This is a genomic window from Nonomuraea sp. NPDC050643 (assembly GCF_040654715.1).
Classification (GTDB): Bacteria; Actinomycetota; Actinomycetes; order Streptosporangiales; family Streptosporangiaceae; genus Nonomuraea.
In genome coordinates this window covers 1-14,776 of the sequence record NZ_JBFAIM010000037.1, presented here as the reverse complement: position 1 = coordinate 14,776, position 14,776 = coordinate 1, and the positions used below count along the sequence as shown (strand labels likewise).

At 70.2% G+C, this 14,776-nt stretch carries 11 protein-coding genes; 2 read left to right on the top strand and 9 right to left on the bottom strand.

What is annotated here, in order from left to right; genetic code table 11:
• Position 1 precedes the first annotated feature (1 nt).
• From AB0I15_RS38065 to AB0I15_RS38050, 4 genes are all read right to left on the bottom strand, one after another.
• Positions 2-1,993 (bottom strand): ABC transporter substrate-binding protein, encoded by a 1,992-nt coding sequence (locus tag AB0I15_RS38065; RefSeq protein ID WP_358106860.1) that lies wholly within the window; start codon positions 1,991-1,993, stop codon positions 2-4.
• Between the two features lie 16 nt (positions 1,994-2,009).
• Positions 2,010-4,331 carry an Ig-like domain-containing protein gene (locus tag AB0I15_RS38060; RefSeq protein ID WP_358106857.1) on the bottom strand — a complete coding sequence of 774 codons (2,322 nt, stop codon included), beginning with the start codon at positions 4,329-4,331 and terminating at the stop codon, positions 2,010-2,012.
• A 245-nt stretch (positions 4,332-4,576) separates the two neighbouring features.
• Positions 4,577-5,599, bottom strand: a complete 1,023-nt coding sequence (locus AB0I15_RS38055) for a sugar-binding transcriptional regulator (RefSeq protein WP_358106854.1) — start codon at positions 5,597-5,599, stop codon at positions 4,577-4,579.
• 211 nt (positions 5,600-5,810) lie between these two features.
• Positions 5,811-6,149, bottom strand: a complete 339-nt coding sequence (locus tag AB0I15_RS38050) for a hypothetical protein (protein WP_358106851.1) — start codon at positions 6,147-6,149, stop codon at positions 5,811-5,813.
• Between the two features lie 32 nt (positions 6,150-6,181).
• Here AB0I15_RS38050 and AB0I15_RS38045 point away from each other — a divergent pair, with 32 nt between their 5' ends.
• Positions 6,182-6,355, top strand: coding sequence for a hypothetical protein (locus AB0I15_RS38045; protein WP_358106848.1), 174 nt, complete (start codon positions 6,182-6,184; stop codon positions 6,353-6,355).
• Between the two features lie 88 nt (positions 6,356-6,443).
• Here the strand turns inward: AB0I15_RS38045 and AB0I15_RS38040 are convergent, their stop codons facing one another.
• The 3 genes from AB0I15_RS38040 to AB0I15_RS38030 all read right to left on the bottom strand — a co-directional run bounded on the left by AB0I15_RS38040 (position 6,444) and on the right by AB0I15_RS38030 (position 9,573).
• A complete protein-coding gene (locus AB0I15_RS38040) occupies positions 6,444-6,761 on the bottom strand; it encodes a hypothetical protein (protein WP_358106846.1) in 318 nt (105 codons plus the stop codon).
• 83 nt (positions 6,762-6,844) lie between these two features.
• Positions 6,845-8,062: a hypothetical protein gene (locus AB0I15_RS38035; protein ID WP_358106843.1), complete on the bottom strand. Its 1,218-nt coding sequence runs from the start codon at positions 8,060-8,062 to the stop codon at positions 6,845-6,847.
• A 218-nt stretch (positions 8,063-8,280) separates the two neighbouring features.
• Positions 8,281-9,573: a pectinesterase family protein gene (locus AB0I15_RS38030; RefSeq protein WP_358106840.1), complete on the bottom strand. Its 1,293-nt coding sequence runs from the start codon at positions 9,571-9,573 to the stop codon at positions 8,281-8,283.
• Positions 9,574-10,011: 438 nt separating this feature from the next.
• Between AB0I15_RS38030 and AB0I15_RS38025 the strand changes: the two genes are divergently transcribed.
• Complete coding sequence (locus tag AB0I15_RS38025; protein ID WP_358106837.1) at positions 10,012-11,163, top strand: helicase-associated domain-containing protein; 1,152 nt, start codon at positions 10,012-10,014, stop codon at positions 11,161-11,163.
• A 38-nt stretch (positions 11,164-11,201) separates the two neighbouring features.
• Here AB0I15_RS38025 and AB0I15_RS38020 read toward each other — a convergent pair whose 3' ends face one another.
• Together AB0I15_RS38020 and AB0I15_RS38015 are read right to left on the bottom strand one after the other, a co-directional pair.
• Positions 11,202-11,330 carry a hypothetical protein gene (locus AB0I15_RS38020; RefSeq protein ID WP_358106834.1) on the bottom strand — a complete coding sequence of 43 codons (129 nt, stop codon included), beginning with the start codon at positions 11,328-11,330 and terminating at the stop codon, positions 11,202-11,204.
• Positions 11,331-11,387: 57 nt separating this feature from the next.
• The gene (locus AB0I15_RS38015) at positions 11,388-14,438 is read right to left on the bottom strand and encodes a glycosyl hydrolase (RefSeq protein WP_358106830.1); all 3,051 of its coding nucleotides are present in this window, start codon (positions 14,436-14,438) and stop codon (positions 11,388-11,390) included.
• Positions 14,439-14,776: the final 338 nt, after the last annotated feature.

Here is a 14,776-nt window from a genome sequence, read left to right as displayed (position 1 = left end):
CTCAGATGGAGTACTGCTCGGGCTGGGTCGGCCCGGGGTTCACGGGGCAGACGGACATGGAGTCGGGCACGTTCTTGAAATCGTTGGAGACGATGCCGTACTCGTCCGGGTGCGAGCTGATCCCGATCGCGTAGAACTGGTCCTTGGAGATCCGCACGACCTTCTTGGCGTGCTCCAGCGCCTTGTTGATGTCCGGCTCGGTGCGCATCGCGGTGAACGCCTCGAGTTGCTCGCGCACCACGGCCGGCGGCTCATCGCCGTTCTTGCCCTTGCTGCCGTACCACAGGGCCCAGCGGATGGCGTAGCGGGCGCTGCCGGAGTTGCTCGGCACGTAGTAGTGGCTGCCGCCGGTGCCGGTGATCACGTCGAAGTCGCTGCACGTGAACGTGGACGCCTGCGGGGAGTTGCCCATCGTGCGCTCGGTGTACAGGGTGTCCGAGACCGAGTCGACGCGCAGGCTGACCCCGACCGCCTCCCAGTGCTTCTTGACGAACTCCAGCGCCTGGACGTGGTGCGGGAACTCCGCGCTGGTCATCACGGTGATGATCAGCGGCTTGCCGTCGGGGCCCAGTCGCCTGCCGCCGGCGTCCTTCTCCGTCAGCCCGGCCTTGTCCAGGTGCTCGCCGGCCTTGGCGACGTCGTACTCCGTGTACTGCTTGGCGAACTCCGCGTCGTAGAGCGCGTTGTTCTTGGAGGGCGCGCCCTGCCAGGCCTCGCCCTGACCCGCGTACACGCCGTCGATGATCTCCTTCCGGTTGATCGCGTACGACAGCCCGATCCGGAAGTCCTTCTTCTGGAACAACTCGCGCAGGTCGTCGTCGCCGATCGTCTGGTTGAACTGGATGATCATCGTGTTGCTCAGCCGGCTGGGCACGTTGAACAACCGGTACTTGCCCTTCGCGGCGTTCTGCGCGACCAGCGGCTTGTTCTCGGGCGTGTTGAAGTTGCGGAGCTGCATGTTGATCTCGCCGTTCATGATCTTCAGCAGCTCCACCTCGATGTCGCCGAGGAGATCCGACCTGAACCGGTCGATGTAGGGAAGCTGACGCCCCTTGTCGTCGACCTTCCAGTAGTACGGGTTGCGCTCGGCCACCACCGCCGTGCCGTTGCCGATCGCGGTGGTGATCTTCCACGGGTGCAGCGTGGGGATGTCGGCGTTGTGCGCGACGTCGTTCTTCTGCATGAACAGCTGGGTCCAGTCCTCGAACTGCTGTTCCTTGGCGAGCTGGTCGGCGTCCGGGTTGTACTTCTTGTGGAACTGCTTGAGGTAGTGCTTGGGCAGCAGGAATCCGGCCGCCCCGCCCCGCTCGAACGTGGAGACCGCGATCTGGAACAGCAGGCCCGCCTTCGGCTCCTTGTAGACGTAGCGGACCGTTCGCTCGTCCACCTTCTCCACCTTGACCAGTTCGTCCGTGGTGCCGTTCTCCAGGTAGAGGTCGTAGACGCCGGTCGTGTGCAGGTCCTTGTAGACGGACACGTCCTCGAAGGCGAACAACAGGTCGTCGGCCGTGCAGGGCTGCCCGTCGGACCACTTCAGGCCATCGCGCAGCCGGAAGACGTATTCCCGGCCGTCGCCCTTGACCTCGAACTCGGCCACGTTGGGGATGATGTCGCCCGCGCCCTTCTGGCCGTTGGTGCCGGGCTTGAGCCGGACGATCGGCTCGTAGGCGAGGGTGTAGATCAGCCAGTCCCAGTCGTCCTCGCCCACCATGGCCGAGTTCCACGTGCCGCCGTACCTGCCCGGCTCCTGCAGCGGGGGCACGACCAGGGGGTTCTTCGGCAGGCGCTGCTCCAGCGGCGGCAGCTTGCCCTCCTTGACCAGCTTGGCCAGGGCCGGCGCCTCCTTGGCGTTCAGGTCGGCGGCCTGTGCGGCGCCGCCGGCGCCGCCCGTGTCGGGGCTGGTGTCGAAGAAGCCGCACCCGCTCGTCGTGGCCAGCAGGAGCAGTCCCCCGCCGCGGAGCAGGTTCCTCCTCGTCAACGGTTGCTCTGTCATGGTGCTCCGTTCGGGTCTATCGATTGACCTTGACCAGACTGAAGGTCGCCGTGGTGTAGGGGTGGACGGCGTTGGGCTCCTGGTTCCCGTCGACCGCGAGGCCGATGTAGAACCGGCCGGTCCGCATGACGATGCGCTCGTAGCCGATCCGGGTCCAGTTGAGCGAGTTGTCCGACAGGAACGCCTCGAACTCGTTGTCCCCGCCGTCGAGGCTGCGGCAGATCAGACGCAGCCAGTACGGCTTGTCGTCCAGCGGGTCATCGCTGGTCGGCGGATACAGGCCGACGCTCGCCGCCGTGCCGTGGGAGGCGACCCTGATGGCCTTGGCGCGCCGGCCGGCGCCGTCCTCGCTGCTCGCCGAGTAGCCGATGCCCGCCATCATGAACGGCGAGTTGGGTGCCAGGTCCTGCCGCACCATCAGCCCGGCCACGGCGTCCACGTGGGACTTGCTCACCTTGTCCAGCCGGGCGTTGATCTCGAGGACCTCGCCGCGCTTGCTGAACCCGACGGCCTGGTAGGCGAAGTGGAAGGAGTCCTTCCAGCCGGCGATCTTCCCGGAGCCCTTCAGCGTGAGCACGCCGTCCTTCAGCGCCGTGTTCCCCGGGATCGGCACCTGGCCGATGTCCTGCGCCTTCCACGGCGCGTGGGTGGTGGTGCGGGTGACGTGGATCGGCACCAGCGACGAGGTGGTGGCGCTGCCGGTGCTGTCGGTGGCCCTGACGGTCAGGCAGTAGTCGCCGTCCGCCGCGTCCGCCCAGGTCGCCTGGTACGGCGGCGCCGTCGCCTCGCCGATCTTCTTGTCGCCCTGGAAGAACTCGACCCTGGCGACGGTCGCGCCGTCGAGCGCCTTGGCGTCGGCCTGGACGGTGATGCTCTGCCTGTCCTGGGCCGCCGCGAACACCTGGTCGATCTTGGGGGAGATGATCGCGACCTCGGGGTTGCGGGCACCGGCCCGCTGGATGGCGTTGAGGTAGCGCTCCAGGTTGGTGTACCCGCTGCCGTCCACGGCTTGGGCGTCGTCGGCGTTCTCGGGGTTCAGCCCGTTCGCGGTCTCCCACTCGTCCGGGATGCCGTCGTGGTCGCCGTCCGCCGGCGCGGGCACCTCGGTGGGTAAGGGCAGGAAGCCGCCCACGTCCTTCTGCGAGTTGATGTGGCGCCCCGTGCCGGTGCGCACCTCGTTGATCAGCCGGGCGTCGACGGCGTCGCGGCGCGGCAGGATCGCTCCCACCTGGTCCAGGACCGTCGCGTACGCCTGCGCCGCGCTCTGCTCGGTGATGCCGTTCTCGAACTCCACCGGCCTGGGCAGCAGCGTGATGCCGCCGATCGGGTAGGTGATGCCCTTGGTGTTGTCGGCCGTGATGTCGGGGTGGCCCTCGACCTCGTTGCCGCTCAGGTGCCACTGGCCGAACCGGCCGGGAGCCACGATCGTCCTGGCGATCGGGGGCAGCGTGTTGGGGCCCGGCTTGTAGTAGTTGCCGACCATGTTGACGCCGTTCGACCACTCGCCGCCGTAGCAGGACGTGATCCCGTGGTTGTAGATCACGTTGTTGCGGTGGTCCACCACCATGTCCATGCCCTCGGTGAAGCTGAAGCGCGGATTGCGCGCGTTCTGGTGGACGAGCAGGTTGTGGTGGTACGTGATCGTGTCGCCGCCCCACAGGCCGCCCATGCCGTGCCGGCCCTTGGGGTGCACCGAGTTCGTCAGGCCCTCGGAGATGATGCACCACTGGACGGTCACGTTGGTGTTGCCGTAGACGGAGAAGCACTCGTCCACGCCCCAGCTGAAGGAGCAGTGGTCGATGATGATGTCCCGCACGTTCCGGGCGCCGAACGTGTCGATGGGGGTGCCCAGCACGTCGCCGCCGCGGAAGCGCAGGTAGCGGATGATGATGTTGTCGCCCTTGATCTGGGTCTCGTTGCCGGTGATCGTGATTCCGTGGCCGGGCGCGGTCTGGCCGGCGATCGTGAGGTTGGACCCGGTGATGTCGAGCCCGCCCTTGATCTGGATGTTGCCGGAGACCCGGAAGACGATCGTGCCGTCCGACTTGGCGGCGGCCTCGCGCAGCGACCCGGGGCCGGAGTCGTCGAGGGTCGTCACCTCGTAGACGGCGCCGCCCCGGCCGCCGGTGGTGTACTTCCCGGCGCCCTCCGCGCCCGGGAAGGCGGGCACCTGCGCGGGGTCGGCCTGCGTGCTCGTCGGCGTCGGCGTCGCCGTGCCCGTGGGGCCGGGGTCGCCCGGGGACCCGGCCCACGCCACCGCGGGCGTGACCAAAGCCGCCGAACGCACGAAAGCGCGGCGGCTGAATTCTGATTGCTCGAAGCCCAGGGCCTCGGTCATCGAAACGCTCTCTTTCCGCCCCGGAAATAGGCAGGGCTGTGCCATCGATCGGCACGACTCCGGACCACGCTGTCGCTTGTGAGAATTTTTATTCAGCCATGAATGGAGTGGATTCATCACATCGTGAACGACACGGTTGTGACTGTCAAGAGCGCTTTCCCAAGCGTTCAGACAGGAGGTCAACCCGGCAGAACGGCAAAGGCCGCCGTGCGCTGCGCACGGCGGCCTGGTGAAAGCGGGGGAGGTCAGTCCTTGAGCAGTTGCTCGGCCACGCCCACATCCGTGATGAGCGTGTTGACCCAGCCGCCCTTGAGCGCGGCCCTGATCGCCGCCGTCTTGCGCCGTCCTCCGGCGATGGCGATGCGCCGCGGCACCCGCAGCAGGTCGGCGGCCGGGATGCCGAGGATGCGCTCCTCCAGCGGAGAGTCGATCAGCCGTCCGTCGGCGTCGAAGAAGCGCAGGCACACGTCACCCACCGCGCCCAGCCCGCGCAGCGTCTCCAGCTCGTCCTCGGAGATGGCGTTGCCGCTCTCCTGCAGCAGCGGCGAGGGGTTCAGGCTGCCGATCCCCACCAGCACGGTCGTCAGCCGCGACCACGCGTCCACGACCTGCCGCACCACGTGGTCGTCCGACAGCGCCTGCCGCGCCACCGGCGAGCCGACCAGGCCGGGCGCGGGCAGGAAGACCGGCTCGGCGCCGGTGAGATCGGCCAGATGGGCGGCCAGCCTGGTCGCCTGCACCTGCGCGGACCCCTTTCCCACCCCGCCGATGAGCTGGACGACCTCCTCGGCCACCCGCACCGGGCGGCGCTGCATCGCCTCGACCGTGGCCAGCAGGCTGGCGCTCCACGAGGAGATGCCGAGGTGCTCGCCGCCGATCAGGGTGGCGTCCAGGTGGGTCGCCCCGGCCGAGCCCAGCGCGGCCACGACGTCGTGGCTGTCGCCCGTGGCGTCCACGACGATGATCTGCTCGACCCCGTATTTGCGCTCGAGGTCCTCCTCCAGCAGCGCGTGCACGCCGCTCGGCACCACCACCACGGTGCGCACGATGCCGATCTCCGCGGCCTCCTTGAGCAGGCGCGAGACGCGCGGCTGCGAGATGCGCAACTGGGCGGCGATCTGCGGCTGCCGCACACCGTGCTCGTGGTAGAGGCGGGCGACCCGCACGAGCAGCCGCATGCGCTCGGACTCCTGGCCGAGCCGGCGACCGCCGAACCTCACGGGCTCGCTTGCCGCGCGGCCCTTCTCGAACTGACTGTCAGCTCCCACGATCGCTGGCCTCCGCTTCGGCTCCGCCGCTCCTGCTGGTCCGGTGGCGAGCCCGGGCCACTGCCGAGTGCCATTCTGCTAGGACGCGGCGCCGCTCGCACACCGAGATGCGGGGCGCGTGACGCACTCCGTAACGCGGCAGCCTACTCCGGCCGTCCCGGGTGGCGGGCCGCGTCATCCCGCCCGCCTCCGCCCGGTGCCCGGCGGGTCGCTACGCGTGGTCAAGGCCCAGCACCTCCAGGGTCGAGCGGGCGATCCCCTCGGCGGTCAGCCCGAAGTGCTCCAGCAGGAACGCGGGGTCCCCGGTCGGTGCGAACGTCCGAGGCCCGAGCAGACGCATCGGCACCGGCCTGGTCCCGAGGACGACCGCCGCCACCGGCAGGTCGTCGTCCCAGCCGCGCCGGTTGTCGTTCAGCTCGACCGAGACCAGCCGCCCGCGCCGGTGCACGAGCTGCAGCGCCTCGGCCGGCGTCTCCCCGGCGAGCAGGGAGTGGCCGAAGTCCATGACGATGCCGACGTTCGGCTGCCCGGCCTCCTTGATGGCCAGCAACGTGCGGGCCGCGTCGGCCAGCGTGGTGCGGCGTGATCGCCCTGGCCCGCAGGCCGCGCTCGGCCAGCGCCCCGGCCAGCGCCCCGGCCAGCTCCGACGCCTTGGAGATCCCCTCGGCGAACGGCACGTTGACGTCGAGGCACTCCAGCCCCTCCACGGCCGCCGCCAGGTCCAGCATCTCCGTCATCGTCCTGGCCGGGCCGTAGCCGTCGGTCGCGTACCTGTCGACGATCTGCCCGAACGCCCAGATCCCGGCGCCGAACGTCAGCGCACTCATCGTGTCCCGTCCTCCTGTCAGCGGCTGGCGAAGGCTCGTGGCTTCGCGAAGAAGTCCTCGTGGACGAACCGCGCGTCGATCGAGTCGTACGTGCGGATCGGCCGGTTGGCGACGGAGAAGTCGATCGACCCGCCGTGCCGGAGCTCGTTCCACTCGACGAGCCGGCGCACGAGGTATCCGCCGATCCAGATCACGGTCACGTCCCGCTCCGCGATGCGCGGCTCCAGGAGCAGGGCAGGGACCAGGCCCCGGATGTCGAGGCTCGGGGAGAGCAGGGCGTGGACGATGGCGAATTGGCCGTCCGCCTCATTCTTCGCATCGGTGTCGACGATCACTCGGCGCCGGTGCGAAAACGTCCTGCCTGCCATACGGCCCTTTCGGCTGAATATTTATTCAATAATGGATCTATATTCCGATATTAGGTTGTGACATTTGCCGTGTCAAGATCCCACAGGATGACGGAAAGGGCGTGCGGCGAGATCGTGTGGTCGTCGTGGGTGGCGTCCTCGAGCAGATCCCAGCGCCCCTGCTCAGGCCGCCCGCCGGCCAGCAGCCTCACCCGGTCGCGTACCGGGGCCTGGTAGACGCGGTGGCCGACGCCGTTGAAGCAGCACTCGTCGAACCGGTTGAGGATCTGGAGCTGGCCGCGGCCCTCCCCGACGGAGGCCATCACGTACATGTCGAGGAAGTCGTCGGAGCTCGCCGCGTAGAAGCCCGGCAGCGACTCCTTGGTCTGCTCGAAGTCACCGATCGTCGGGCGCGGCTTCGGAGAGGCGGGCCGCAGGAAGAACGGCAGCGAGCCCGCCACCGGGTAGCTGCGGGTGACACGCGGGTCGAGCGCCGAGTAGACGGTCGTGGTCCAGCCGCCGCCGGACAGCCCGATCATCTCCGTGCTGACGGGCCGGTAGGTGGCCTGGGCGTAGTTGAGGGTGACGGTGAGCGGTTCGAGGAAGAAGGTCAGCGTGGAGAAGCCGGCGCTCTCCCACGGGGGGAGCTCGCGGTGGGAGGGGCCGGGCAGCATCGTCCCCGGGGCGGCCGGGTCCTCGATCCCCTGCGCGTTCCAGTGGTGGAAGGGCATCGCGTAGACCATCACCCGGTAGCCGCGGTCGAGCAGGGCCTGGGTGACGCGGAGCATGGTGTCGGGGGGTTCGCCGTGGCCGTTGTGGTAGAGGGCCAGGCGGCGGTTCCAGCCTTTGCGGGGGAGGAGGTCGTACACCTTGGCCGTGACCCGGTACTTGAGCGGGACCGTCAGCAGGTCGATCCGGCGCACGCCGGTGAGGCCGGCCAGTTCGGGGACGGTCACGCCGGTCTCGACGGTGGGGAGCGTCTTCGGCTGCCCCGCGTCCTTCCAGACGTAGTCGATCAGGTGCCTGCGCCGGGCGGCGATGTCGGCCGCCGCGTTGATGCCGATGAGCGGCTCGATGTCCACCCCGGCCACGGCGGCGGGCAACGTCTTGTACTCGGGCCCGAACCTGGCCGCCGCCTCCTGGTTCACGGGTGCCACGGGCCGCGGCGCCCGCCTGCCACCGTGCCCGGCCGCCACCGCACCCGCCGCGCCGAGTCTCACGCTTCCTCCGGCGTCCGCCGCCGCGGCCGGCGCGCCGACGACGAGCGCGGCACCGATCCCGCCCAGCACACCCCCTAAGACCCTGCGCCGACTCGCCCCCTCCCCTGCACCCGCACTCGTACCTGCGTCCGCCCCTGGGCCCGCTTCTGGGCCCGCTTCTGGGCCCGCTTCTGGGCCCGAGCCTGCGCCCGCGCCCGAGCCCGCATCTTCGTTCACTTCCGCGCTTGGGCCGGCTTCCCTGTCCGTCATTTCGTCACCACTCCGTTCGGTCATGCGATCGCGATCGATCAACTCCGGCCGGCCTCGGGGTCCCAGCCGCCCAGGACGAAGGCGGGGTCGCTCCACTTGGCGGCCTCATCCGCCGTGAGCTGGCGGGAGCAGGCCAGCCGCTGCGAGGTGTCGACCGGACGTCCGTCCAGGTCGGTGCTGCCGTACTCCCAGAAGGACGCCGACTGGGCCTGGGCGCAGTCGTTCGGGTCGATCTGCCAGCCGACCGGGGCGATGTGGGTGTCCATCTTCGTGTCGATGAACACCGCCTGGCTGTGCGTGAACCGCCACACCGCGCTCCGGCCGAGCACCACGGACGCTTCCGGCACACCCGGGGCGCGCGTCAGCCTGGTCCGCACGAACACCGCCCCCGGCCGGGTGGCGTCGTTACGGCTCTGCGAGATGTAGCCGCGATCGGTCGACTCCAGCACCGAGTCCTGAATGAACACCGTCCCGGTGCCCCAGACGAAGTCCGTGTCGCCGCTGATGCGGCTGTCGGTCACGAACCCCTTGCCCTGCAGCCGGAGCGTGTCCTGGTTGCTGACGAGGTGCACGCGTTCGAGCGCGATGCGGTCGTTGTTGCCCCGGAACGCCTCCGCCTGCGAGCCGCCGTCCGGTGTGGTGTTGTGCAGGGTGAGGTCGCTCAGCCGGAAGTCGGCGGCGTCCACCCCGAACGAGGCCCGCCAGCAGTTGTGCAGATCGGAGGTCTCCAGCACGCGGCGCGGGCACACGTCCGCCGGCCCGCCGTCGCTCAGCGCCTTGTCGCCGTTGCGCAGGTCGTTGTTGGGGTAGCGGACCACGGTCCGCCCCGCGCCCGCACCCCGCACGGTGAGGTACGGCCGGTCCTCCCGTACGTAGACGATCTCGGTGTAGACCCCGGGCCGCACGTCGATGGTCACCGGTCTCCGGTTCCCGGTCGGCACGGCGTCGATGGCGCCCTGCACCGTACAGAAGTCACCGCCGCCGTTGGCGGCCACCGTCAGGCGGCGCGGATGCCGCGGGGCGTGCTTCCTGGTCCTGAACCGCCACTGCTGGGCGCTGCCGAAGACGCCCTCCTCGACGGTGACGGCGTACTCCTGGCCGTACTCCAGCGGGCGGTGGGGGTAGACGGTCGCGGTGTTGCCCTCGACCATGATCGATTCGTACGAGAAGTCGTGCGGCAGGCCCGTGTCGGAGATCGCGCCGCCGATGTTCTTCCTGTCGGTCCTGGCCGTGGCCGCCTCGATGCGGTCGGCGAGCGAGCCGTCCGTCCGGCGGATCTCGATGGCCCCGGACGAGCCGAGCGTCGGCGGCGCCGCAAACGTGATCGTCAAAGGCGCGTCCACGCAGGTCCCGGCGCCCCGCTCCGGTACTGAGAACCGTGGGCCCGCCTCCGCGGTCGCTGTGCCGGGCGCGCATAAGGCGAGCGCCATCACCGTCGCCAGCCCCGTGATCGTTGCCTTCACATCCGGCCTCTCTACGAGCGAATGGATACTACGCAATGAATAAATATGTAGACCGCCTGACAGGTCAGGTCAAGAGCTGTGAGCCTTGTCGCCGGTCGGCTTTGAGGCGACATGTGCGGACCCGCACGTGATCGGGCCGGCGTCTTCTACAGTTCGAACGTGACGTACGAGGGCGGTGCGACAGCGATACGGGTGACCGAGGCGGAGGCACCGGCCAATCTCCAGGCCATGCTGCAACTGTGTGCGGCCGGGAAAATACGGTGCAGCGAGAAGACCCGGCGACCGAGCGCGGCGACGGTGGCGGCTGTGACCACGGTGCTGGCCGAAGGCGACTTCTACGACGGAGAGGCGATCGCGGCGTACGCCTGGCCGCTGCTGCTCCAGTCCGGTGGCCTGGCCGGGCTGGTGGCGGGCAAGCTGCAACTGACCGCGCGCGGGCGAACCGGGCTCGGCGAACCCGCCGCGAAGACGATCAAGGAGCTGTGGCGGCGCTGGGTCGGCACCACGCTGATCGACGAGTTCAGCCGGGTCGAAGAGATCAAGGGGCAGCGCGGCAAGAACGTCCTGACCGCGGTGAAACCACGCCGGCAGGCGGTCGCCGCCGCCTTGGCGCTCTGCGAACCGGGCGAGTGGATTGCGGTCGACGACCTGTTCGCGCTCATGCGAAGGCAAGGGCTCGCCCCGGTGATCGCGCGCAACGAACGGGCGCTGTGGAAGCTGTATCTGGTGGACCCCGAGTACGGCAGCCTCGGATATGACGGCTACGGCGACTGGCCGATCCTGGAGGGCCGCTACACCCTGGCCGTGGTGTTCGAGTACGTGGCGACGCTCGGTCTGTTCGACGTGGCCTATGACGAGCCGGAAGGGGCGAGGGAGGACTACCACGACAACTGGGGATCCGATGACCTCAAGCGGCTGAGTCGCTACGACGGCCTGCGAGCCATCCGGCTGAACCGCCTGGGCGCCTACGTCCTCGGCCGCACGACGACCTACGAGCCGCCCGTCGTCGCGACCGGGCAACTGCTCAAGGTGCTCCCCAACTTCGACGTCGTGGTCACCGGCACACTGCCGCCGGTGGACCGGCTGACCCTCGGGGCCTACGCCAAGCAGACCTCCGACCGGGTCTGGACCCTCTCGGCGCGTTCTCTTCGGGAGGCTCTGAGCACGGGCAGGGACCTGGACCGGCTGCGCTCACTCCTGCGCGAACGATGCGGGCACCCCTTACCCGACACCGTCGCGACCCTGCTCTCCGACGTGGAACGCAGGGCTCGCCAAGTACGGGACCGCGGACTGGTCCGCCTGATCGAGGCCGCCGACCCGCCGACCGCCGCGCTCATCGCGAACGACCGCAAGGCGGGAACGCTCTGCCGCCTGCTCGGCGACCGGCACCTGTGCGTGTCCCCGGAGAACGAGGACGCCTTCCGCCGGGCGGTGAAGTCGCTCGGATACGTCCTGTAGGCCCGCGAGCCCTCGGTCTCAGCCCGTCGGCTCCGCCCTCAGGAGTAAAGGCGATCAGGCGTGACCAGCATGACCTCGCCGTTGTCCGCAGCCAGGAGATCCGCCGTGAAGCCGGCGGCGCTGTAGCAGGCCAGGCGGGGTCCGCCGTCCGGCTCCGCCAGGACCACGACGTCGATCTCATGGCTGGTTCGGCGTTCCGGGTCGTTGACCGCCCGGGGTTTCGGCTATGGGCCGGACCCGTTCGCCGGGGCCTCCCCGTACGGCACCAGCCTGACGGGTCCCATCAGCCCGTACGGTTGCCGGGCCAGGCCTCCGTACACCGCGGGATCCGCCACCCGGAGCCGGTTGCCGAGCGGGGTCGCCACCTCCACCTCGATCGTGTTCGTGCCGCGCCTGAGGTGGCGCCCGAGGTCGAGCACGGGGTGGATCTGGTCCACGGGATCGGTGCGGCGGCCGTTGACGCGCACTCGGCAGGTGTCGGTCACCTCGCCCAGCTCCAGGTACGCCCCCGAGCCCGACAGCTCGACGGTCGTCGTGTACGTCCCGAGGCCCGACACGTCGGCCAGCTCAGGGATCTGCGACCAGGGAACGAGCCCGTCGAGGTCCACGGAGTGCGTGACCTTGGCGTCCGGCCGCCAGTCCGTCACCCGGAGTCGCCAGGAGGTCAGGGGGATGGGGGAGGGGACGGGGCCGATCGTGGTGGTGACCGGGCGGCCGTTGGAGAGGGTGGTGGTGTAGGTGCCGGCCTGGGCGGCGCGGACGGTCAGGCGTTCGCCGTCGAACCTCACGAGGTCGGCGTCGGTGCCGGTGGCGTGCACCCGCCTGCCGCCCTTGTCACCGGACGGGGCGGACGGGACGGACGGGTTGGACGGGCCGAACAGGCCGGGGCGGGCGATGGCCACGATTCTGGCTTGGGACGGTTGCAGGGTGACGCGCAGGCGGATCCCGTCGGGCTCCTCCGTGTAGAGCGCGATCCGCTCGGCCCGCCCCGTCCACGGGTCCAGCAGGTACGGGACCCCGTCGCGGGCGGTGCGGGCCAGCGTGACCTCGTGGTCGATGGGGGCCACGGGCGGTTTGGCGTTCTCCTGGTGCTTGCCGTTGCACAGGTAGTAGTAGTCCACGTCGCCGTCCACGCGGCGCAGGGTGAGCAGGGTGGACGTGGTCGCGTACCGGACGTCGGGGCGTACGCCGAGCGCGTCGAGGGCGGCGGGGACGTCGGCGGCGGCCGTCACCATCCGGACCGCAGGCTCGGCGAGCAGGTCCGCCAGGATCGCCCGCAGCCGGGCGTTCTCGCCGTCGCGTGGCACGCCGGGCACCGAGGCCGACCCCCAGGCGCCGAGGAGCACGATGGGCAGGCCCGCCCGCGCGTACGCGAGGAGTTTCCCGGCCACCGCGGTCGTCATCGTGCACTCGTTGGCGTAGAAGCGATCACCCTCGACGAACAGCGCCTTGTACGCCGGGCGCGCGAGGCGGCCGTTCACGACCCGGGCGGAGGGCAGGTCGAGCAGGGCACCGCTGATGAACTGGTGGGTCCAGCCGGTGGGGATGCCGCTCGCGGTGAACCAGGAGGCGCCGATGCCGGTCTTGGTGTAGCCGGTCTGGCGGAGGACGGCCACGTCGGCACGGGGCGTGCCTTGTCGCGTTATCAGGTGGACTCGTGCGAAATATCCAGAAATGTCGGTGATGTGGTGCCAGGTCGGCTGGCGTGGACCCCAGGACTCCGCATAGCCCGTCGTCCCGTTGTAGGGGGTGAACGCGGCGAAGCCCGGCCAGCCAGCTCCGGGCGCGGTGGCGTAGGAGAAGCCGTGGAGGACCGTCTGGTTGAGGCCCGCGGCGTAGGCGCCGCCCATCGTGCGCAGCAGCTTCTCCCAGGTGGTGGTGTAGGCCCCGCCCTGGTACGCCCCGGCCTCGCTGGACAGCACCTCGTGCCCGGCCACGTCCCGCCCGCCGGCCAGGCAGCGGTAGTCGTCGAGGTTCTTGAAGCCCAGTGACTCACCCTCGGGGACGTCGAGGATGGCGGCGGCCGCGATGGCGTCGGTCTGCAGCCCGTACGGCTGCGCCCGCGACCCCAGCCCGAGCGAGTGGGCCCAGTCGCGCAACATCGTGAAGTGGTGCTCGTTGAACAGCTTGGAGACCGTGTCCCAGTAGTCCTTGCGGGCGTGCCTGGTGAGGACCGGGTCGTAGGCGAAGACCGGGTCCTCGTCGGCGAGCACGATCACCGGGAGGAAGGGGGCCAGGGCGTAGCCGCGGCGCCGCTCGAACTCCTCGGGGAGGTGCGGGGTCCAGGGCAGGGCGTCCGTCTCGATCTCGATCGAGTCCTCGAAGAGCGCGCCGCCCGAGCGCCGCAGCAGCCTGCGGATGGCCGGGGTGAGCAGCGTCGACTCCCAGAAATCGATCACCGCCTGGGTGCCCGCCCTGCTGAAGTGGTCCACGACGTAGCACTCGGGGGCGGTGTGCGGGCCGGATTCGGGACGCTGGCCGGAGCCGCGCTGCCAGTAGGAGATCAGCAGCCAATCGCCCTCCTCGGGCGCGGTCCACGTGATCGTCTCGCCGACGACGGTGACGTTCCGGACGGAGGCGGGGTCGAGGCCGGTCTCGTCGCGGGTGGAATGGGCGGGGTCGATCCTGGCGGCCTGGACGAGGAGCAGGGTGCGTTCGGGACGCCCGTCCACGGTGGGCGGCGGCACGGGACCCGTGTAGGTGGCCCCCGGGGCCACCGGGACCGAGCCGTGGGCCAGCTCCTTGCAGGCGGCCTCGCTCTCGGGGGTGATGGAGGGTACGGCGGCCGGCCAGGAGGGGCCGATGGTCAGATCGATGGTGATGCCGCGGCGGGCGGCCTGGTCGAGCGCGGCTTCGACGGCGGTGCTCCAGGCGGGGGTGCCCCAGCCGTGGGCGGCGGGGTCGAGCACGGACTTGTCGCGGATGCTGTGGTGGACGGCGGCGATCTCCGCGCCGCCGAACCCGGCGTCGGCGAGCTGGTCCACCTCCCGCCGGATCTCGGCCGGGTCGACGTGGGCGTCGGGCCACCACCAGCGCACCACCGGCCGCACGGCCCGGCGCGGGCGGGCGAACCAGCCGGCCGAAGGACTGGGTGCGGTGGCGACGGGGCCGGTGGAGAGGAGGGGGCCGTCAAGGGTGAACCCGGCGGTGGCGACGACACCGAGCCCGAGAAAACCACGCCGGCTCAGCGGCGAACTCGACCGCGCGAGCGGGGATCCGAGGCGCGCGTGCGGGCGGTCGGGGCGCGCCTGCGGCGGGTCGAGGTGCGGGTGCAAGGTGCCCGTGGGTGTCGGCCGGGAATCGGGAGGTGGCGGTGGGGGGTCGGCGGTGGGGTGAAGGGAGTCGTGGTGTGGCGGCTGGAGACCGGGAGGGGGTGGCGCGGAGTCGGCGGTGGGTTGAGGGGGGTCGTGGGGTGTTGGCCGGGAAGCCGGTGGGAGGTTGGTGGTGGGGTGGAGGGAGCGGGGGTGTGTTGGGTCGTTCACGGGCGCTCCAGGGGTGCCGGTCCTGTGGGGGGGTCGCCGGTTGGATGGGGCGCCGGGCCGGCCCGTCACGCGCGGCTGACCCTTGTCCCGGCCTTCGTAGTGACGTGATTCACGGTCGAAAGGCCCTTGTC